Genomic DNA, 22,000 nt, shown 5'->3' on the forward strand with positions numbered 1-22,000 from the left:
TATTTGAGGTGATTAAGAAATGAAAAAAATATCTTTGAATGGCAGCTGGCAGCTTAAGCAGCAGGAGAAAGGAATTGAAGTTTCTGCTCAGGTACCAGGTTGTGTACATACTGATTTAATTGCGGCCAAAAAAATAGATGATCCTTTTTACAGAAATAATGAAGAAAAGCTAATGTGGATTGGGGAAAGTGATTGGGAATATCAGCGAAAATTTGAATTAACAGCAGATTTTCTAGAAGCAGATAAAGTACTATTAAACTGTAAAGGTCTTGATACTTTAGCTACCATTTTTATAAATGGAAATAAAATTGCCAGAACAAATAATATGTATCGCTGCTGGGAATTTGAAGTTAAGGATTACTTAAAAGCAGGACAAAATGAGCTGAAAATCTATTTTGCTTCTCCGCTGCCCTATTTAGCCGAGAAAGACCAAGAATTTTTTCTGCCTGCCTGGAGTGTAGGAGACCACCGCTTACACAGTGGTAGTTGGCTGCGCAAACAGCCCAGTAACTTTGGTTGGGATTGGGGACCAATGTTAGTAACAATGGGAATCTGGCAGGATATAGAATTAATTGCACTTAATCAGGCTAGAATAGAAGAAGTAGTAACTAATCAAGAACATCTAGCAGATGGTCAGATTGAGGTTACAGTTGAGCTGGTAGTCGAAAAATTAACTAAAACAGCTATTACAGGTCAATTAGAATTTTCTCTAGCTGAACAGCAGGTTTATCAACAAGATTTTAAATTAAGTGATAATGTGATTGAATTTAAATTTAAAGTAGCTAAACCAGAACTATGGTGGCCAAATGGAATGGGGAAACAGCCACTCTATGATTTGAAAGTTACTATTTTTGATAAAAATGGATCTAATCTAGATAATATCCAGCAAAAAATTGGTTTAAGAAAATTAGAGTTAATTAGAGAAGATGATCAATGGGGTCAATCCTTTAAATTTGCAGCTAATGGCAAAGAATTTTTTGCTAAGGGAGCTAATTGGATACCTGCTGATGCATTTGTTAGCAGAGTTACTCCGGCAGATTATCGTAAACTTTTAGAGTCAGCTGCAGCTGCTAATATGAATATGATTCGAGTCTGGGGTGGTGGACTTTACGAAAAAGATGTATTTTATGATATTTGTGATGAACTTGGTTTAACAGTCTGGCAGGATTTTATTTTTGCCTGTGGAACTTATCCTGGTTTTGATGATGATTTTATGGAAAATGTTAAAATCGAAGCAATTGAAAATGTTAAACGAATACGTCATCATGCTTCACTTGCTCTCTGGTGTGGAAATAACGAAATAGAACAGGGAATAGCAGGCGAAGAATGGGATAAAGAAAAAATTACAATGCCCTGGTCTGATTATAAAAAAATATTTGATGAATTACTACCGGAAGTTGTAGCTAAATATGATCCTGATACAGATTATTGGCCCAGCAGTCCCCATAGTCCGCTTGGAGATCGGAATGATTTTTACAATCCTAAATGGGGAGATGTCCATGTCTGGGATGTCTGGCATGGTAAAAAACCTTTTGAGTGGTATCGCAATTGTGAACATCGTTTTAATAGTGAATTTGGTTTCCAATCTTTTCCGGAGCCTCAGACAGTTGCCACTTATACAGCACCCGAAGATCGTAATATAACTTCTTATGTAATGGAACATCATCAGCGCAGTGGAATTGGTAACACAACCATTATGCAGTATATGCTCGATTGGTTTAGATTGCCTACTGATTTTGAAGATGTACTCTGGGCCAGTCAGATTCTCCAGGGTTTGGGTATAAAATATGCTGTTGAGCACTGGCGGCGAGGAATGCCACGTGGTATGGGAACCCTTTACTGGCAGCTCAATGATAACTGGCCAGTTGCCAGTTGGTCTTCACTTGATTATTATGGTCGCTGGAAAGCTCTGCATTACATGGCACGTAAATTTTATGCACCGCTGCTAATTAGTGGAGTTGAAAATAATTCTGATTCTACAGTAGAAATTCATCTAACCAGTGATAAACTAAGTGATGTAACTGGAGAAGTAAGCTGGCAGTTAAGAACTGTTGCTGGTAAACTGATTGTTGAAGATTCTTTTGCAGCTGCAATTAAAGCTCAGAGTAATCAGCTAGTTAAAAAAATAGATCTAAGCAAATATGTTGCAGACTATGGAATTAGAAATTTAATGCTCTTTTTAGAACTAAAAGTTGCTGGGAAATCTGTATCAGATAATTTTGTTAGTTTTGCTAAACCGAAACATATGGAATTATTAGAACCTGATTTTAAAACTGAGATAACTAAAATTACTACTGCTAAATATAAAATTAAAATAACTGCTGCTAAAACGGCGCTCTGGACCTGGCTTGAGTTAAAAAATCAATCTGCAAATTATAGTGATAATTTTATTCATCTTTATCCAGGTAAAACTGCAGAAATTATACTTGAGCCTGAGTGTGATTTAACGGCTGCTGAATTGCAGAGTGAATTGAAAGTCCGTTCATTAATTGATACTTATTAAAAATTTTTTTCATTAAAAATGTAAAATGATTTGAGGTAGATAATTATGAATCAAAAAGTAAAATCACAGCTGCTTGAACTTTCAGCAGCTGTTGCTCTCGAAAAAGATAGGCTATTAGATTTCTGGCTAAAAAATTCGCCTGATAAAAAATCTGGTGGATTTATTGGCGAATTAACTATTAATAACCAGCCAGTTTACGAAGCTGATAAAGCACTAATTCTTAACAGCCGCATCCTCTGGAGTTTTGCTAATGCTTATCGTTTAGATCAAAAAGAAGAATACCTTGTAATGGCAGATCGAGCAGCCAATTATCTGCTCGATAACTTTGAAGATAAAGAATATGGTGGATTTTACTGGCTGCTGGACTATCAAGGCCAACCACAAAAAACAAAAAAACAAATTTATGGTCAGGCTTTTTGTATTTATGCTTTCAGTGAATATTACAGAGCAACCGAAAAAGATTGGGCCCTTAAAAAAGCAGTTGAATTATTTGGTCTGGTAGAAAATTATAGTTATGATACTGAAGATAAAGGCTATTTTGAAGCTTTTGCTAGAGATTGGTCACCATTGGCTAATATGAGTTTAAGTCCTCGCGATCTAAATGTTGCAAAGTCTATGAATACCCATCTTCACATTCTGGAAGCTTATACTAACCTTTATAGAATCTGGCCTGATCCTGATCTGGAGCTTAAATTAAAAGAATTGATTGAAGTCACTCTTAATAATATAGTTGACCAAACAGGTTATAATTTTAATCTCTTTTTTGATCAAGATTGGACAATCAGGGATAATATTGTTTCTTATGGGCATGATATTGAAGGCAGTTGGTTAATCTATGAAGCAGCAGAAATTTTAGGAGATCAAGTAAGTTTAAAACTGACAGAAGAGTATGCTTTAAAGATGGCAAATCAGGTTTTTAAAAATGGCAGAGCTGCAGATGGCAGTCTCTACTATGAATTAAAAAATGGTCAGCTTGACCAAGAAAAACATTGGTGGCCTCAGGCAGAAGCTGTAATAGGTTTTCTCAATGCATATCAGCTTAGTCAGCAGGAAAAATTTTTATCAGCAGCATTTGCTAGCTGGCAATTTATTTCTAATAATTTAGTTGATCAAAAACAGGGAGGCTGGTTCTGGTCAGTTGAACAAGCAGGTACAATTTCTAATCAGTCTAAAATTAATCCCTGGAAATCTCCTTATCATAACAGCAGAGCCTGTTATGAAGTAATTCAACGTGTAGAGAAGATACTTAATTAGAGGTGATAAAATGGATTTATTAAAAAAACCTACTGAAGCAGAATTCCAGATTAGACTGCAAAAACTAGAAAAAAAATATCAGCAGTTAATTAATCGTAAAAATGAACGTCTGGAACCAGGAAATGGTATTTTTTATCGTTATAAATATCCAGTTTTAACAGCAGAACATACTCCACTTATCTGGCGTTATGATTTTGATTATCAAAGCAACCCATATTTAATGGAAAGACAGGGAATTAATGCTGTTTTTAATCCTGGAGCAATTAAATTAAATGGTAATTATTATCTGATTGCCAGAACTGAGGGTAATGATCGTAAGTCATTTTTCTCAATTGCAGAAAGTAAAAATGGAATAGATAAATTCAAATTCTGGGATTATCCAGTGGAAATACCAGAAACTGAAAGACCTGATATTAATATTTATGATATGAGACTGGTTAAACATCAAGACGGCTGGATTTATGGAGTTTTCTGTACTGAAAGGAAAGATCCTACAGCAGGCCCATCTGATACAAGCTCAGCGGAAGCTCAAGCTGGCATAGTAAGAACTAAGGATTTAAAAGAATGGGAGAGGCTGCCCGATTTGGTCTCACCTTCAGCACAGCAGAGAAATGTAGTTTTGCATCCTGAATTTATAGATGGAAAATATGCTTTTTATACTAGACCTCAAGATGGATTTATTAATACTGGTTCTGGAGGAGGAATCGGCTGGGGGCTGGCTGCTAATATTGAGAATCCAGTAATTGAGTCTGAAAAAATTATTGACCAGCGTTTTTATCATACAATTAAAGAATTAAAAAATGGTCAGGGAGATGCTCCTTTAAAAACAGATTATGGTTGGCTTCATCTTGCTCATGGTGTCCGTAATACCGCAGCTGGACTGCGCTATGTGATTTATGCTTTTATGACAGATTTAGCAGATCCTACCAAAGTAATTTATAATCCAGGCGGCTATCTAATTGCACCTCAAGGTCTGGAACGAGTTGGAGATGTTTCAAATGTAGTTTTTGTTAATGGAGTTATTCAGGAAGATAATGGGAGAGTTTTAATCTATTATGCATCTTCTGATAGCAGAATTCATGTTGCTGAATCTTCAATAGATAGGTTAGTTGATTATGTAAAAAATACACCACCAGATAAATTACGGTCAGCAGCTTCTGTTCAAACAAGAATAAAACTAATTGACAAAAATATCTCTGCTGGCAAATGAGCTTAGTTTAATTTACAATAAATTTTAAGGAGTGTTTTATATGACAAAGAAAATTGAAATTTATGGAGAATCTCTGCCTAATATTCCCTGGGAAGAGCAGCCAACTGAGTCCAATTCTGTAGTCTGGCGTTCTCAACAAAATCCTATTATTCCGAGAGATGCTACACCAAATTCTAATAGTATTTTTAATAGTGCTGTAGTGCCTTTTGAAGATGGCTTTGCAGGTGTATTTCGGGTAGATGATCGATCACGTCAGATGAATATTCATGTTGGTAGAAGTAAAGATGGGATTAACTGGGAAATTGAAGCAGATCCGATTAAATTTAATTATGCAAAAGCAGAGATCGGAAAATCAGAATATAAGTATGATCCCCGCGTTGTTAAACTTGATGGCAAATATTATGTCATCTGGTGTAATGGTTATCATGGTCCTACAATTGGACTTGGCTATACAACTGATTTCAAAGAATTTACTCAGTTAGAAAATGCTTTTCTGCCATTTAATCGTAATGGAGTTTTATTTCCCCGGAAGATTAATGATAAATATGTGATGTTAAGCCGCCCCAGTGATAATGGTCATACCCCATTTGGAGATATTTTTTTAAGTCAGAGTCCTGATTTAATTCACTGGGGAGAACACCGTCATGTAATGGGGACAACTTCAGGTTGGCAGAGTACTAAAATTGGGGCTGGTCCAGTTCCAATTGAAACATCAGCAGGCTGGTTATTGATTTATCATGGTGTTTTAACCTCTTGCAATGGTTATGTTTATAGTATGGGAGCTGCTCTGCTTGACCGTGACAAGCCATGGCAGGTTAAATATAGAACTAAACCATATTTGCTTTCTCCTCAAAAAGAATATGAGTGTGTCGGTGATGTACCAAATGTAGCTTTCCCCTGTGCTGCATTACATGATGCTGATACAGGTCGGATTGCTATTTATTATGGAGGAGCAGATACAGTAGTGGCTGTAGCTTATACAAAAGTAAATCAGCTAGTTAATTTTATTAAGCATAATTCACTTTAAACAAGAAATTTATTGTGAGCTGTAATTATAGCGGAATAAAAAATTAAAGCATAAGAGCTTTTCAAATAGTTTAACTTTAACAGAGCCAATCGGCTCTGTTAATTTTTATTTTTCTAACTGAGTTTATTACAAACTTTATTGAAGATATTACATTTCTATTGCAAATATTCTGATATATAATTTAATTATAACAATTATAAGAAGTTTATAACTAAGATAGGCAGTAATAAATTTTTAATAGCTAACCGGTAGCTAAACTATTTGAGGAGGAAAAGAATAATGAGAAAAAGATATTTAGCTATACTTTTAATAATGAGTGTATTCTTAATTTGGGGGAGTGGTAGTGGTGCTGTTTTAGCCAGTCAAAATAATTATGATAAGCAATATACTTATACTGTTAGTATGATGAATCCCGAAATTGTTAAACAGGATCCCCGTTATAAATATTTGAAAGATAAGTTTAATGTTGACTTTAAATTTAGACCAGTTAATTGGAGTAATTGGAATGAAAAAGTTAGGATTTGGACAGCATCTGGTGATATGCCAGATATAATGTGGATGGGTTTTAATGATAGTAACTTTAGTGAATATGTCAATTGGGCTAGCCAGGGAGCCTATAAACCTTTGCCTAAATTGAAAGGCAAATATCCCCATCTTTATCAGCTGCGGCAGAAATTGAAAACAGATGATTATTGGGAAATTGATGGTAAATTGTATGCCTGGCCAATTTATATGAATTCGGCTGCATGGAGAAATCCAATTGTTTCTACTTTTAGTTTTATTTATCGAGTTGACTGGGCTAAAGCAGTGGGGCTTTATCATGCTGATAATAATTATAGCTGGCAGGAAATGAAAGAAATGGCACTGGCCTTTAAGCAGCAAGATCCAGGTGAAAATGGTAAAGATAAGACAATTGGAATTGCTGGTATCGGCTGGACATGGCCCTGGTTTGCTGGTTTAATTCAGACTCATCAGTCAAATGATTTTCCGCTTAAAAATGGGAAATATGTCTGGGGACCAGCCCAACCTGAATACTTGGCTGGCATTAAAGAAATTAAGAGTCTTTATGATCAGGGAATTCTCTGGGAAGATCAGCCAATTGCAAATAATAATGCAGCCCGTAATAAATTTATTGCTGGTGAATTAGGTATTTATTATACAAATGTTAATGTAGGTGATTACTATAATAATGTACTTGTCCCGATGCAGCAGGCTCAGCCTGACTTAGATATTTTTAAAGATATTGAGCCTATGTATGTGGCTTCTCCCCGGGGTAATTTTTTCGATCAGGAAGTAGTAGATTATTGGAGTGCTACTCTATTTAGTCCCGAAATGAGTGATGATAAATTAGCTCGCTGGTTGGAGTTATCAGATTATATGGCCAGTCAAGAAGGTATGCATCTGGCTACTATTGGAATTAAGGATAAAAACTATCGACTAAAGGATAATGGTGAAATTGAATTACTCTGGCCAGAAGATGAAAATGGTAAACCAGTTAATCCATTTGATTCCCGGGCCATCAGATTTTTTGAGCTAACTACTATGCACGATAAATTTGCTCTTAATGATCCCAGTGTACCAGAAGAAGTTAAAGCAGATGTCAAAGGGATTTTAAGAAGGCATTTAAAAGATGATGTTAATGTTTTAGCCTATCCTTATCAGGTGAATTGGTTTAATGGATCTACTTATACCAGATATGTCAGTCGAATTGCTGATACAAATGCAGAGATTAGTGAAGCTGTTGTTTCCAGTCAAAATATGGCAGAGTTAGAAGCAAGCTGGCAAGAATATTTAAAATCAAAAGAAACTACAGTTAACAAGATTTTAAAAGAAATTAATCAGCAATTACTGGAAAAATAGGTTTTCTAAACAAAGTAATTTAGTCAGGAGGAGTTTTTAAACTCCTCCTCTTAAAACTATTTCTGATAAAGGTGGCTAAGCAAATGAAAAAAAAGTTATCCAGAACTGGATTAATCGAACAGATGCTAAATTATAAATATATTTATTTAATGCTGGTCCCTGGCCTACTATTTTTACTGACTTTTAAATACTTACCAATGTATGGTATCCAACTTGCATTTAAAAGATATATGCTTAATAAAGGAATTACAGGAAGTCCCTGGGTTGGTTTAGAAAACTTTCGTTATATCTGGACTGAGCCTGCTTTCTGGCGTGCTTTTAAAAATACAATAATTATTTCTTTAATGAAGTTAGGACTTGGTTTTCCAATTGGAATTATTCTTGCATTATTAATTAATGAATTAAGAATCAAAAAATATAAAAGATTTTTACAGACAATTTATACTTTCCCACATTTTTTATCCTGGGTAATTGTTTCAGGAATAGTCTTTAATTTTTTGGGTAATACAGGTGCTTTTAATAGTTTTTTACAAACTATTGGGATGCACAAAATAAATTTCTTGATGAACAAAAGTATTTTTAGATATTTACTTGTCTATTCAGAAGTTTGGAAAGAAGCAGGCTGGAGTACCATTCTCTATTTAGCAGCTATTGCTGGTATTGATCCTACTTTATACGAAGCAGCTACAGTGGATGGGGCAAACCGCTGGTATAAAATTAAGTATATTACCTGGCCCGGTATTCAGAATATAGTAGTTATTATGTTTATTATGACGGTAGGAACAATAATGGTAGCTGGTTTTAATCAGGTTTTTAACCTTTACAATGAAGTTGTCTATGATGTAGGAGATATTATTTCTACTTATGTTTATCGTATTTCTTTTCAACAGGCACCAGATTATGGAGTAAGCACAGCAGTAGGTTTATTTAATGGTCTGATTAATTTTATTTTATTAATGTTAGCTAATGCCTTTGCTAAAAGATTTGGCAATTCAGGAATAATTTAAGTCAGAAATTAATTACCTATTTTTAAATTAATTTAGAGGTGAATAGAATGAAAAAAAGAAAATTTAATTTTGTTGATTTAATAATCTTAATTATTTTAACTATTTTTGGGCTGGCTGTACTTTATCCTTTCTATAATGCAATCCTGGTTTCAATAGTTCCCCAACATGTTTATGCAGCAAGTCCATTTATGCTCTGGCCTGATGAGATAACTTTTAATTCTTATAAAAAAGTACTTAGTGATCCAGCAATTCTGAATGGTCTAAAAACAACACTTATAGTAACAATTTTAGGTACAGCTTATAATATGATCTTAACTATTTTAACAGCCTATGCTTTAACTAAAGAGATACCTGGGCGCAAATTAATTAATTATTTAATTTTATTTACTATGTTTTTTTCAGGAGGATTAATTCCATATTATTTATTAATAAAAAATATTGGACTAATTAATAATATTTTAGTTATGATTTTGCCAATGGGATTTAATATAATGTATATGATAGTTATGCGCAGCTTTTTTAGCCAATTACCAACTGCATTAGAAGAATCAGCTAAAATAGATGGGGCAAATGATATTACTATTTTATTTAAAATAATCTTGCCGCTTTCTCTGCCAATAATCGCAACTTTATCTTTATATTATGGTGTTAATCGCTGGAATGAATGGTATCATGGTATGTTATTTGTAAATAGTACAGAACTTATGCCTTTACAGCTGGTTTTACGTAATATAGTTCAAGATGCTAATAAGTTTTTGCAGGGTAATACAGCTGCTGTAGCTAATGTTAAAACATTTTCTGAAGGAATAAAAATGGCTAGTGTTGTTGCAACAATGTTTCCTATTATGCTGCTCTATCCTTTTTTACAGCGCTATTTTTTAACAGGATTAACTTTAGGTGCTGTTAAAAGTTAAAAAACCAGTTAAAAAGATCAATAAAACAGCTTATAAATTTGTTGTTTTATTGATTTTTATTTTTAAAAATATGATAAGATAATCATATGCAGCTGCAAAGAGGAGGGCTATTCAATGTATAATGTTGCCGTAATTGATGATGAATGGTGGATTTTACAGGGGATTTTAAAAACATTTAATTTTAAAGAAAATGGATTTAAGGTTGTGCTTGCAACTACTGATGCAGAAAAGGCCTTTAGTTTTTTGCAGAGTAACCAGTTAGATGCAGTTTTTACTGATATTAGAATGCCTGAGTTTTCAGGTATTGAGCTGCTAGAAAAGAGCCGCAAACTAGGCAGTGTTTCAGAATTTATTATTATTAGTGGTTATGCAGAATTTAGCTATGCTCAGGATGCAATTCGTGCTGGGGCTTTTGACTATTGCTTAAAACCAATTAAAAAAACAAAGGCGGATTCTATTTTAAAATCTTTAAAAGAAAAATTAAATAATAAAAATACAAATAGTAAAAATAAAAGAATAAAGAAAAAACTAATAGATAATAAATTTGCCGAGATTGATAATCCTGATTTTCGTCAACTGCTTAACTATATTGCTGTTAATTACTCTAAAAGATTATACTTGAAGAATTTGGCAAAAAAATTTGGCTTTAATTCAAATTATATTTGTCATTTATTTAATAAATATTTGGCCCAGAGTTTTTCCGAATATCTAACTAATCTGCGGATGGATAAAGCAATCGAACTGCTTAAACAAAACAAATTAACTATCAGTGAAATAGCAAATCAGACAGGATATAATGATTACTATTACTTTAATAAGGTTTTTAAAAAATATTTTGGTATAACAGCAACTGAATATCGCAAAAAATATAGTGAAATTTAACAGTTATTTGCTAGCTGGAAATTATTTGTTTTAAGTAATTTAACTCTTAATAGTGGGGGATGACTTATCGGAAGAAATATAAAATTGAAAACCCAAGTTTATATTCTAATCGGGTTCGTAATTATACTGGTTATTTCGCTGCAAACTTATAACTATTATAAAATACATACACTAATTGAAACAAGAGTTAGCAATTATTCGAGACAGAGTATTAATCAACTGCAGAAAAGACTTGCAAAGAGTTTGCTAACGGTAGAGGATGCAGCACGTAAATTTGCTTATAATCCCTTTGTCAGGCAATATTTAAAAACAGATCAAATAAAAGTTAAATTTGAATTGAAAAATTATTTAGAAAGTATTATTAATGATACTCTGGAGGATAATAATGAAATATCAGCTTTTGCTTTAATTGAAGATGAGAGCTGGCGCAATTTTTATGGTAATTTGGATTATCCTATTTATCAGGAAATTATGCAGCAGATAAATTTAAGATCACTGACTTTAAAAAAAGGTAGATTTATTACTATAAAAACAAGTTCTAAAGTTATTTATGCTTATCTGCTGCCTATTTTTGCTATTAATGATAATTCTCTTCTTAATCAGAGATTAGGTTCAGTTTTATTATTATTAAGCCAAACTAGTATTGACAATATTCTTAATGAAGTGGCAGTTAATAATTATACTAGCTTTTTTTTATTAAATCAGGAAAATCAAGTTATTGCAGCTAACAATAATTCTCTGGCCAATAGAATTCAGGCTAATAATTATGCAGATTATAAAAAAAATGATAATTTTATTATTCAAACAGCTAAGATAGATGCTCCTGGTTGGAAATTATCAGCAATAATTTTGAAAAAAGAAGTAACAGCTGACTTAAGTATTTTCCCAATGCTAATTGTATTTAGTGGTTTAATTTTAATTAGTTTATTAAGTGCAATTGCACTTATTCTGGATTTTAATATCACACGGCCAATTACTAATCTGGCTCTTAATCTTGAACAAATAGGAAATAAATATCTGGATGAAAGAATTGAATTAGAAACAGCTGGAGAATTAAATATTATAGTTGAAGATACTAATAAAATGCTTGATAAAATAGAAACTTTGAGCAAAACAGAAATGAAAATGCAAAAGCAAATCTATGAAAGCCAGCTGAGCAGACAGCAGGCTGAACTTTCAGCATTGCAGAGTCAAATTAATCCACATTTTCTTTATAATACTTTAGAATGTATGCGCAGTATAGCAGCTGTATATGAAAGTCAGGAAATAGTTGATATTTCAACAGCTATGGCAGATATTTTTCGTTATAATATCAAAGCTAATAATCTGGTTACTTTTGCTGAAGAATTGGAAATTATTAAAAGCTATTTAAAAATAATGGAACTTCGTTTTCCAGATAAATTCAAATTTGAATTTAAGATAGAAGAAGCCATTTTAAGCCGGCAAATTATTAAAATGACTTTACAGCCTCTGGTTGAAAATGCTATTTATCATGGGCTGGAAAGCAGAAGAAAAGCCGGCAAATTGCTTTTAGAAGCAAAAACTGATGCCCAAAATATTATTTTTAAGATTAAAGATAATGGACTGGGGATTGCAGAGCCAGAGTTGGCTAATTTGAATAAAAAATTAACTTCGGTTTTAGAACTTAAAAAAGAAGATCTGCAGACAGAGGGAATTGGGCTGTTAAACATTAATAAACGAATAAAATTATACTATGGATTAGAATATGGACTTACAATCTCTAGTAATTTAGACCAGGGAACTGAGGTAATTGTCGAAATACCATTAGCTAAAAGCAAAGGTGATTTGTAAATGAGTTTATTTAGTTTAGAAGGACCACTCTATAAAATTTCAAAATTAATTTACACTTTATTAACCTTAAATTTTTTATGCTTTATTTTTTCAATTCCGATCATAACAATGGGAACTTCAATTACAGCTCTTTTTTATGTAACTGGAAAAATAATTAGAGGAGAAAACTATTATTTATTTAAAGATTTCTGGAAAAGTTTCTGGCTTAATTTGCGGCAGGGAATAATGATATTTTTATTATTTACTGCAGGATTTTATTTAATTTTAGTTAATATAAGAAGTGTAAATATATTAGGCTTAAGCAAAATTTTTATCTGGCTGCAGTATTTAATTCTATTCGAACTTACTGCTGGAATAATTGTAATTTTCCCTCTGCTGGCCCGCTATCATTTTAAGTCCTGGTCTGGAATTAAATTTGCTTTCTTTCTGGTGAATAGACATTTAATTACAGCAATTTTAGCTGTTGCAGTTTTACCAGCTTTATTTGGACTCGTTTACTGGCAGCCTGTTTTTTTATTATTTATAATAGCAATTTATGGTTTCTGGATTAATCTTTTATGGCAATCTAAATTTGTTTATCATAAATAATCAGGTATAAAATTACTTTAGCCTGATTATTTTTATAATTAGTTATTTAACTTAAAATTAAAGTAGTTTAATATATATTAAAAGGAGCGATAGTTATGTTACTAGAAATGCCACTGGCCGAAATGAAAAAATATCAGGGTTCTACTCCTGCTGCCGAAGATTTTAACGCTTATTGGAAAAGAGCGTTAAAAGAAATGCAGGCTGTTTCTGCCGAAATTGAATTAAAAAGAGCTGATTTTCAAACAAATTTTGCTGAGTGTTTTGATTTATATTTTACTGGGGTGCGAGGAGCCCGGATTCATGTTAAATATATTAGACCTAAAAATATTAAATCAGAACAACCAGCAGTTATTGAATTCCATGGCTATGGTTGTAAAATAGAAGATTGGGCAGATAAACTTATTTTTGCTGCCCGGGGCTATTCTTATTTTGGCATGGATTGTCGAGGTCAGGCTGGTTATTCTGAAGATACAGGAGGAGTAATTGGTAATACTAGAAATGGTCATATAATTAGAGGTCTAGCTGGTAGTCCAGATGACTTACTTTTTCGGCATATTTTTCTTGATGCTGCTCAGTTGGCTAAAATTGTTATGGCGAGAGAAGATGTAGCAGCTGATCGGGTCGGTGTTTATGGATACTCACAGGGAGGTGCTTTGACAATTGCCTGTGCTGCTCTACAGCCGGCAATTAAACTGGCGGCTCCTGTTTATCCTTTTCTGGCTGATTACAAGCGGGTCACTCAGCTTGATATTGAAGCTAGCGCTTATGCTGAACTAAAAGATTATTTTCGTAAATTTGATCCTTTACATAAAAAACAGCTAGAATTATTTCAAAAGTTATCTTATATAGATATTCAAAATCTAGCTGCACGAGTTAAAGCACAGATATTAATGGCAACAGGGCTTTCAGATCAGGTATGTCCTCCTTCAACTCAGTTTGCTGTTTATAATAAATTAAAAACAAACAAAGAACTGATACTTTATCCTGATTTTGGTCATGAAGATCTACCTGGCTTAAGAGATAGTCATTATAAATTTTTTGCTCAATTATAATTAATTTTAAAGATAAAATAATGTATAATCAATTTTAATTAGATAAATAAAATCAGGAGGTTAGATATGATAACTTTTACAGTTGAAAATAAAGTTTTTCATTTACAGGCAAAAAATTCATCTTATTTAATAGAAATTGCTCCAACTGGTCATTTAATTCATCTCTATTGGGGTAAAAAATTGCCTCAGACAGCTGATTATCGGAGATTATTAAGTGCTGAATTACGAAAGAAACATCTTCAATCTGAAACAGCAAATAATTTTAAATTAGATAATATTCCTCAGGAGTATCCTGCTTATGGAAACTCCGATTTTAGACAGCCGGCTTTTGAAGTAAGATTGGCAGATGGATCGTCACTTAGTAATTTAAAATATCAATCCCATAAGATTGCAAGTGGTAAGGATAAATTAACTGGTTTACCTGCTCTTTATGTAGAAGATAAAAAAGCAGCAACTAGTTTAAAAATTAAATTATATGATCAAAAGGCTGAGCTTGAAGTTGAACTTAGCTATACTGTTTTTAAAGAATTTGATGTTATAGCAAGGTCAGCAGTTTTAACTAATAAAGGACAGCAAAAAATAGTTTTAGAGCGTGCTTTTAGTGCTGCAGTTGACTTTATTGATGCTAATTATGAATTAATTACTTCAGCAGGTGATTGGTCACGGGAGAATCATTTAGTAAGAAGATCTCTGCAGCCTGGACTGCAGGCAGTAGAAAGTACCAGAGGAGCTAGTAGTGCCCAGCATAATCCATTTTTAGTTCTGGCACGACCAGAAGCAACTGAAGAGCAAGGAGAAGTTTATGGCTTTAACCTAGTTTATAGTGGTAATTTTTTTGCTGGAGTTCAGGTTAATAGTTTTGAACAAGCTAGAGTTTTAATGGGAATCAATCAATTTGATTTTAGCTGGCAGCTCAAAGCAAGCGAAAGTTTTCAGACTCCAGAATTAGTAATGACTTATTCTGGAAAAGGGTTAAGTAAACTATCGCAAACTTACCATAAGCTTTATCGTAAGCATTTGATGCGGGGTAAATATAAAGAGCAAGTTAGACCTATTTTACTTAATAACTGGGAAGCTACTTATTTTGATTTTGATGAAGCCAGGATTTTAGAAATAGCTAAAGCTGGTAGTGAATTAGGAGTAGAATTATTTGTGCTTGATGATGGTTGGTTTGGCAGCAGAAATGATGATACAACTTCACTTGGTGATTGGTTTGTTGATCGAGAAAAACTCCCTGCAGGTCTGGCTAGTCTGGCTGAGAAGGTAAATAATTTAGGGCTTAAATTTGGACTCTGGTTTGAACCAGAGATGGTTTCACCTGAGAGCCAATTATACCAAAAACATCCTGATTGGTGTATTCATATTCCGGGCAGAAATAGAACTTTAGCTCGCAGTCAGCTTATTCTGGACTTAAGTCGTCCTGAAGTACGAGCTAAAATTATGGAGATGTTGACCACTATCCTGGAAAGTGTTAAGATAAGCTATATTAAATGGGACATGAATCGTAACATGACTGAAATTGGTTCAGCAAAATTAGATTCTGATCAGCAGCGGGAATTACCACATCGTTATTTACTTGGTCTTTATGAGATGCTGGAAGAGCTGCAGCAGAGTTTTCCAGAAATTCTATTTGAAAGCTGTGCTAGTGGTGGTGGCCGCTTTGACCCTGCAATGTTATATTATATGCCGCAGAGCTGGACCAGTGATAATACAGATGCTGGATCACGCTTAAAAATTCAAACAGGGACAAGCCTTTTTTATCCACTAGTAGCCATGGGAGCACATGTTTCTGCTGTGCCTAATCATCAAGTGGGTCGTTCTACTTCTTTAATCACTAGAGGTGATACAGCTTATTTTGGTAATTTTGGCTATGAACTTGATTTACGAAAATTAACTCAGACTGAAAAAGAGCTGGTTAAAAAGCAAATATCATTTTATAAACAGGAAAGAACTTTGATTCAAACAGGTGATTTTTATAGATTATTGAGCCCCTTTGCTGATCAACTGGATACTGCCTGGCTGGTAGTAAATGAAAATAAAACAGCAGCAGTGGCTGCTTTTTATAAAGTTCTGGCTGAGGCTAACCAACCTGGCCGTTACTTAAAGTTAGCTGGACTTGATCCCCAAAAATATTATAAGGTGAATTTAATTAATCAGTTGAAAACGGAAGTTAAACTTTATCCTGAAACAGCGGTTTATAGCGGTGTAGAATTAATGTCAGTTGGAATTGTTTTACCGGAAAAAATAGTTAATTTACTGCCTGATGGTAGTGAATCAAGAGGTGATTTTCAGTCACTGGTCTGGAAAATAACAGCAGTAACTGCTAATACCTAACTTGTTATTAGGAGAGATAAGCTATGACAGAAATAAAAAAATTATGGGCTTACTTAAAAAATTATCGACTTTATTTTTTTGCTGCTTTAATTTTTATAATACTTAATGTTGTTTTTTCAATGATTCCTGGATATTTAAATCGACGTATTATTGATGATGTAATTAGAGGTCAGCAGCTTAAACTATTATTTAGTCTTTTGACTGCTTATGTAATAGCAACTTTATTGCGCTCAATAGCAATAATGCTGCAAAGATTTTTTACAGAAATTTTATCCCAGAATTTATTAAAAGATTTAAAACAGGCTCTTTATGAAAAACTACAGAAGCTTTCTTTTAATTTTTATAATAAAAATAGAACCGGGGAACTAATGTCAAGAATGACAGGTGATATGGAAGCGATTAGAATGTTATTTGCTGATGGCATGATCCAGTTTACCAGAGCTATTTTTTACCTTATTTTTGTTGTACTAGTTTTAATTCAGGAAAATATTGCTTTAACTTTAGTTTCTATTTGTTTAAGTCCATTAATTGGCTTTTTTGCTTATAGACTTGGCGTCAGGATTAAACCGATTTTTCGTCAGGTAAGAAGACAGTATTCTGATCTTAACTCAACAGTTCAGGAAAATATTTCTGGAATTAGAATAGTTAAGGCTTTTCATCAGCAGGCATTTGAGATGGAAAAATTTTCAGAAGAAAATAATAGTTATTTTATTAAAAACTATCGTGCTGCTCAGATTTGGTCAAAATATTTTCCTATTATGGAATTTCTGGGTGGGATGAGTACTGTTTTGCTTCTTTTTTATGGCGGAAGACTTGTAATTAGCGGAGAAATTACTCTGGGAGTCTGGATGCAGTTTAACAGCTATCTCTGGATGTTAATTATGCCAATGCGAATGATCGGACCAATTGTTAATATGTTTTCTCGAACTAGTGCTTCAGCCGAACGTATTTTTAATATTTTAGAAAAAGAACCTGAAATTAAAAACATTGCTGAACCAATTAAGGCAACAAAAATTGCAGGTAAGGTAGAATTTAAAAATGTTGGATTAAGCTATGGGGATGAAGTTATATTAAAAAATATTTCTTTTCTAGCTGAACCTGGCCAAACAATTGCAATTATGGGTACTACTGGCAGCGGGAAAACTTCTCTAGTTAATCTAATTCCCCGTTTTTACGAAGCTACCAGTGGTGAAGTATTAATTGATGGTCGAGATAACCGTAGCTATGATTTATATGATCTTCGCCAGCAGATAAGTGTTGTGATGCAGGAAGTATTTTTGTTTTCCGAAACTATTGCCAATAATATAGCCTATGGCCGCCCAGAGGTTGGATTAGAAAAAATTAAATCTGCAGCTGAGATTAGTAGTGCCAGAGACTTTATTGAAGAAATGGAAGCTGGCTTTGAAGAAGTAATTGGAGAACGAGGAATGGGACTATCTGGGGGACAGAAACAACGAGTATCGCTGGCCCGGGCTCTGGTGCAGGAAAGTCCTATTTTAATTATGGATGATGCAACTTCGGCTGTAGATATGGAAACTGAGCATCAGATTCAGCAGGCTTTAGAGTCCAGAGCAGACAAAAGTACTGTGTTTTTAATTGCTCACCGGATTTCTTCGGTTAGAAATGCTGATCAAATTTTAATTCTCAATGATGGTGAAATAATTGAACGCGGCACCCACGCTGAACTAATTAAACAGCAAGGCCATTACTATAAAATGTTTAAAGAACAGTATAAAGAAGTAATGGACGAAGCAGAAATTGCAGAAAGGTGGGTGGACTAAATGGCTTATAATAGATATTTTGAAGACGAAGAAATGGAAAATCTTGATCCTAATAATATTAAACGTATTTTAACTTATTTAAAGCCATATAAATACAAAGTAGCAGTTTCTCTACTGCTTATGGCAACAGCAGCTTTTGCAGATCTTCTGGGACCCTATTTAACTAAGGTTGCGATAGATAGTTATATAACTGTAGGTGATTACCAGGGGCTGACAATGATTAGTTTACTTTATTTAGCTTTGCTGGCTTTAAATGGCCTGGCAGTTCGCTATCGAGTTTTAATTATGAGTAAAGTTGGTCATCAGGTTGTCCGTAATATTAGGCAGCATCTTTTTCAGCATATTCAGCGGCTTTCTTTTAGCTATTTTGATTCAATTCCAGCTGGTAAAATAATTGTTCGGGTAATGAATAATGTTAACTCACTGCAGAATTTACTCGAAAATGGTTTGATCAATATTATCACAGATGTATTTCGTTTTTTAGCAATTTTAATTATTATGCTGAACCTTGATTTACGGCTTACTCTAATTTCAATTACAGTAATGCCGGTCTTAATTATAATTATTTTTCTGCTTAAAAAGAAAATAAGAATTGGTTGGCGAACTGTACAAAAAAAGCGATCTAATATGAATGCCTATATTCACGAAAGTTTAACTGGAATGCAAATTACTCAGGCTTTTGTGAGAGAAAAAAAGAATAGTGGTATCTTTAGTGATTTGCAGACTGATTATTTGAAAAACTGGATGAAAACTGTTATGATGTCTCATGGTATTTTCCCAATTGTACTGCTGATTAATACTACTAGTGTAATTTTAATGTATCTATTTGGCATTAATTATCTCAATCAAAATTTGGTTACAATTGGTACTTTAATTGCTCTTTTACAGTATATCTGGCGGCTCTGGCAGCCAATTATTGATATCAGTAATTTTTATAATCAGGTTCTGGTGGCTAATTCAGCTGCTGAAAGAATTTTTGATGTGCTAGATACAGAACCTGATATTACTGATCTACCTGGTGCAGTTACAATGCCTCCTATTCAGGGAGAAATAAAATTTGAAGCAGTTAATTTTAGCTATCAGCCAGAAGGAGAGCTTATTTTAAAAGATATGAATTTTGTAGTTAAACCGGGTGAAACAATCGCTTTTGTAGGAGCAACTGGAGCTGGCAAAAGTACAATTATAAACTTAATGACTAGATTTTATGATATTGATCAAGGCAAGATATTAATTGATGGGCATGATATCCAGCAGGTTAAAATAGAATCATTGCGTAAGCAAATTGGAGTTATGATGCAGGATACATTTATATTTTCCGGTACAATTGCAGATAATATTCGCTATGGTAATCTGGAGGCAGAAAGATCCGATATAGAAAAAGCAGCTAGCATGGTTTATGCAGACAGCTTTATCCGGGAAATGGAAGCAGGGTATGATACAGAAGTTAATGAACGTGGCTCCCGATTATCTGTTGGACAGAGGCAGCTCCTTTCTTTTGCCAGAACAATTCTTTCTGATCCTAAAATTTTAATATTAGATGAAGCAACTTCCAGTATTGATACTCAAACTGAAATTTTAGTGCAGAAGGCAACTCAGGCAGTTCTGAAAGGTAGAACTTCTTTTGTTATTGCTCACCGCCTTTCTACAATTAGAAATGCAGATCGAATTATGGTACTTGAAGCAGGAGAAATAATTGAAAATGGTACTCATGCTGAATTGATGGCTCAACAGGGACATTACTATGATCTCTATATGGCCCAATATAATAGAGTTATTTAATCTGCTTTTTTGGCTTAAAATGTTAACTGTCCTACAATTTTTAAATGATTAGTAATTATTCTTGACAGTGGTCAATAATTATGTATAATATAAAATATAATCTTTATAAGATAATCACTAATAATCTATTTGGTCACTAAAAGGAGTGATTAATAATGCTAAAAAGAATGATTCATTTTATTGATGAGGTTGCCAGTGAAGGTAAGCGGATTGAAAATAACTTAAGAAAAGTAAAAAATGAATATCGTAATGATGAATATAATGGTTATATGAACTTTTAGTAAATAAATTCTAATAAACTAAAATATTTAATTTATTTGCTAATTAAATCTTAATCAGAAAATCGTTTAGAATAAAGCTAGTAATTCTGAATAGAATTACTAGCTTTATTAATTTGTGCTTTAAATAAAGGAATGATATAATATTTTTAAGAAAATTCAATTATTTAAAGAAGTTCTAAGGAGGCCAAAAAATTGCAATACCGTAAATTAGGCAAAACAGGATTCGAAGTTTCGGAAGTATCTTTTGGCAGTTGGGCTATTGGTGGCTCCTGGGGAGAAGTAGATGATCGGCAGAGTAAAGAAGCTTTAGAAACTGCTGTTCAGGAAGGAATTAATTTTTTTGATACAGCAGATGTTTATGGTGACGGTCGCAGTGAAAGGTTAATTGCTGATCTGAAAGCTGAAACTGGTAAAAAAATTTATATAGCAACCAAAGCTGGTCGCAGATTGAATCCTCATACAGCAATTGGTTATAATAAGGAGAATTTAACTAAATTTGTAGAAAGAAGTTTGCAAAATTTAAGGGTAGAAACTATTGACTTATTACAGCTGCACTGTCCACCCACTGAAGTATATTCTAAAGTAGAAGTATTTGAAGCATTAGAAGATTTAGTTCAGGCTGGTAAAATTAAAAATTATGGTGTTAGTGTGGAAAAAGTAGCAGAGGCAGAGCAGGCTTTAAAATATGATAATCTGGCAACTATTCAGATTATTTATAATATGTTTCGTCATAAGCCAGCTGATAAATTATTTGCTAAAGCTAAAGCTAAAAATGTTGGTATTATCTGTCGGGTTCCCCTGGCGAGTGGACTTTTGACAGGTAAATTTTCGGCTGATTCTAGTTTTGCAAAAGATGATCATCGTAATTATAATCGAAATGGAGAAGCTTTTGATAAAGGGGAAACTTTTTCAGGAGTTGATTTTAATCTCGGGCTAAAAGCAGTCGCTGAATTAGAAGAAATTAAACCAGCTGATTTAACTATGGCCCAATTTGCTTTAAAATGGATTTTAATGAATGATGCAGTTAGTTGTGTAATTCCGGGTAGTAAAAAGCCAGACCAGGTTAAAGATAATGTGGCAGCTTCTACAGCAGCTGATTTATCATCAGATGTCATGAATGAAGTTGATCGAATTTATGATAAATATATTAGAGATTCTGTTCATGATCGTTGGTAAAGTAATTTTCTGTAAATTTAGACTTTAATTAAAAGCTTGACACCCAACTTAAAACGTGTATAATGAAAATAAGATATAAGTTAAATAATAAAGTCACTAGAATACTATAAGATTATAAGACTATAAGAAAGGGTGATTAATAATGTTTAACACATTGTTTTCATTTTTTAAGAGCATTGATGCTGAGGGTAGAAGGATTGAGAGTAATCTTCAATCTGTAAAAGAAAAACAGCTCAAACATGATGCTTATGTTAATTTGAAGCATTACTAAGTTTGAAGTTAAGAAAATAATCCTTATAACTAAAATAATTTAATCAGAAAGGATGATTTAAATGTTGAGTAATATGTTTGGATTTATTAGAGAGGCCAGAAAAGATTCAAGAGAAAATAATGATAGACTTGATGCTTTTAAAACTCTCGGTAATTACTAAATAAAACTATAAATAAAGGTTCTTTGACAAATGTTGTGAAATCTAAATAGCACCGTTTGAATCATGTTATCTCTTTGTTTTTTTGAATTACTCTTAAATACTTAGCAAT

General features: G+C 33.2%; 17 protein-coding genes. All 17 read left to right on the forward strand.

Features of this window, described 5'->3' with window-relative positions:
- Window positions 1-19: 19 nt before the first annotated feature.
- The 17 genes from BMZ74_RS08880 to BMZ74_RS14765 all read left to right on the forward strand — a co-directional run bounded on the left by BMZ74_RS08880 (window position 20) and on the right by BMZ74_RS14765 (window position 21,731).
- On the forward strand, window positions 20-2,503 hold the full coding sequence (locus BMZ74_RS08880; RefSeq protein WP_089861890.1) for a glycoside hydrolase family 2 protein: 2,484 nt from the start codon (window positions 20-22) through the stop codon (window positions 2,501-2,503).
- A 45-nt stretch (window positions 2,504-2,548) separates the two neighbouring features.
- A complete protein-coding gene (locus tag BMZ74_RS08885; protein WP_089861891.1) occupies window positions 2,549-3,757 on the forward strand; it encodes an AGE family epimerase/isomerase in 1,209 nt (402 codons plus the stop codon).
- A 10-nt stretch (window positions 3,758-3,767) separates the two neighbouring features.
- The gene (locus tag BMZ74_RS08890; protein ID WP_089861892.1) at window positions 3,768-4,967 is read left to right on the forward strand and encodes a glycoside hydrolase family 130 protein; all 1,200 of its coding nucleotides are present in this window, start codon (window positions 3,768-3,770) and stop codon (window positions 4,965-4,967) included.
- Between the two features lie 40 nt (window positions 4,968-5,007).
- On the forward strand, window positions 5,008-5,994 hold the full coding sequence (locus tag BMZ74_RS08895) for a glycoside hydrolase family 130 protein (RefSeq protein WP_089861893.1): 987 nt from the start codon (window positions 5,008-5,010) through the stop codon (window positions 5,992-5,994).
- 279 nt (window positions 5,995-6,273) lie between these two features.
- Window positions 6,274-7,854, forward strand: a complete 1,581-nt coding sequence (locus tag BMZ74_RS08900) for a type 2 periplasmic-binding domain-containing protein (protein WP_089861894.1) — start codon at window positions 6,274-6,276, stop codon at window positions 7,852-7,854.
- 83 nt (window positions 7,855-7,937) lie between these two features.
- On the forward strand, window positions 7,938-8,861 hold the full coding sequence (locus BMZ74_RS08905) for an ABC transporter permease (RefSeq protein WP_089861895.1): 924 nt from the start codon (window positions 7,938-7,940) through the stop codon (window positions 8,859-8,861).
- A 47-nt stretch (window positions 8,862-8,908) separates the two neighbouring features.
- Window positions 8,909-9,775: a carbohydrate ABC transporter permease gene (locus tag BMZ74_RS08910; protein WP_089861896.1), complete on the forward strand. Its 867-nt coding sequence runs from the start codon at window positions 8,909-8,911 to the stop codon at window positions 9,773-9,775.
- Between the two features lie 114 nt (window positions 9,776-9,889).
- The gene (locus BMZ74_RS08915) at window positions 9,890-10,657 is read left to right on the forward strand and encodes a response regulator transcription factor (RefSeq protein ID WP_089861897.1); all 768 of its coding nucleotides are present in this window, start codon (window positions 9,890-9,892) and stop codon (window positions 10,655-10,657) included.
- A 243-nt stretch (window positions 10,658-10,900) separates the two neighbouring features.
- A complete protein-coding gene (locus tag BMZ74_RS08920; RefSeq protein ID WP_177181411.1) occupies window positions 10,901-12,469 on the forward strand; it encodes a sensor histidine kinase in 1,569 nt (522 codons plus the stop codon).
- Complete coding sequence (locus BMZ74_RS08925; RefSeq protein ID WP_089861899.1) at window positions 12,470-13,057, forward strand: DUF624 domain-containing protein; 588 nt, start codon at window positions 12,470-12,472, stop codon at window positions 13,055-13,057. It begins immediately after the preceding gene.
- Between the two features lie 95 nt (window positions 13,058-13,152).
- On the forward strand, window positions 13,153-14,109 hold the full coding sequence (locus tag BMZ74_RS08930) for an acetylxylan esterase (RefSeq protein WP_089861900.1): 957 nt from the start codon (window positions 13,153-13,155) through the stop codon (window positions 14,107-14,109).
- A gap of 66 nt (window positions 14,110-14,175) precedes the next feature.
- On the forward strand, window positions 14,176-16,443 hold the full coding sequence (locus tag BMZ74_RS08935) for an alpha-galactosidase (RefSeq protein ID WP_089861901.1): 2,268 nt from the start codon (window positions 14,176-14,178) through the stop codon (window positions 16,441-16,443).
- 23 nt (window positions 16,444-16,466) lie between these two features.
- Entirely contained in the window at window positions 16,467-18,224 is a 1,758-nt protein-coding gene (locus BMZ74_RS08940; RefSeq protein WP_089861902.1) for an ABC transporter ATP-binding protein, read from the forward strand.
- Window positions 18,225-20,003, forward strand: a complete 1,779-nt coding sequence (locus BMZ74_RS08945) for an ABC transporter ATP-binding protein (RefSeq protein ID WP_089861903.1) — start codon at window positions 18,225-18,227, stop codon at window positions 20,001-20,003.
- Window positions 20,004-20,158: 155 nt separating this feature from the next.
- Window positions 20,159-20,284, forward strand: a complete 126-nt coding sequence (locus BMZ74_RS14760) for a hypothetical protein (RefSeq protein ID WP_281244087.1) — start codon at window positions 20,159-20,161, stop codon at window positions 20,282-20,284.
- 192 nt (window positions 20,285-20,476) lie between these two features.
- The gene (locus BMZ74_RS08950; RefSeq protein WP_089861904.1) at window positions 20,477-21,460 is read left to right on the forward strand and encodes an aldo/keto reductase; all 984 of its coding nucleotides are present in this window, start codon (window positions 20,477-20,479) and stop codon (window positions 21,458-21,460) included.
- Between the two features lie 142 nt (window positions 21,461-21,602).
- A complete protein-coding gene (locus BMZ74_RS14765) occupies window positions 21,603-21,731 on the forward strand; it encodes a hypothetical protein (protein ID WP_281244088.1) in 129 nt (42 codons plus the stop codon).
- Window positions 21,732-22,000 lie beyond the last annotated feature (269 nt).

Source organism: Halanaerobium salsuginis, assembly GCF_900114545.1.
GTDB lineage: Bacteria > Bacillota > Halanaerobiia > Halanaerobiales > Halanaerobiaceae > Halanaerobium > Halanaerobium salsuginis.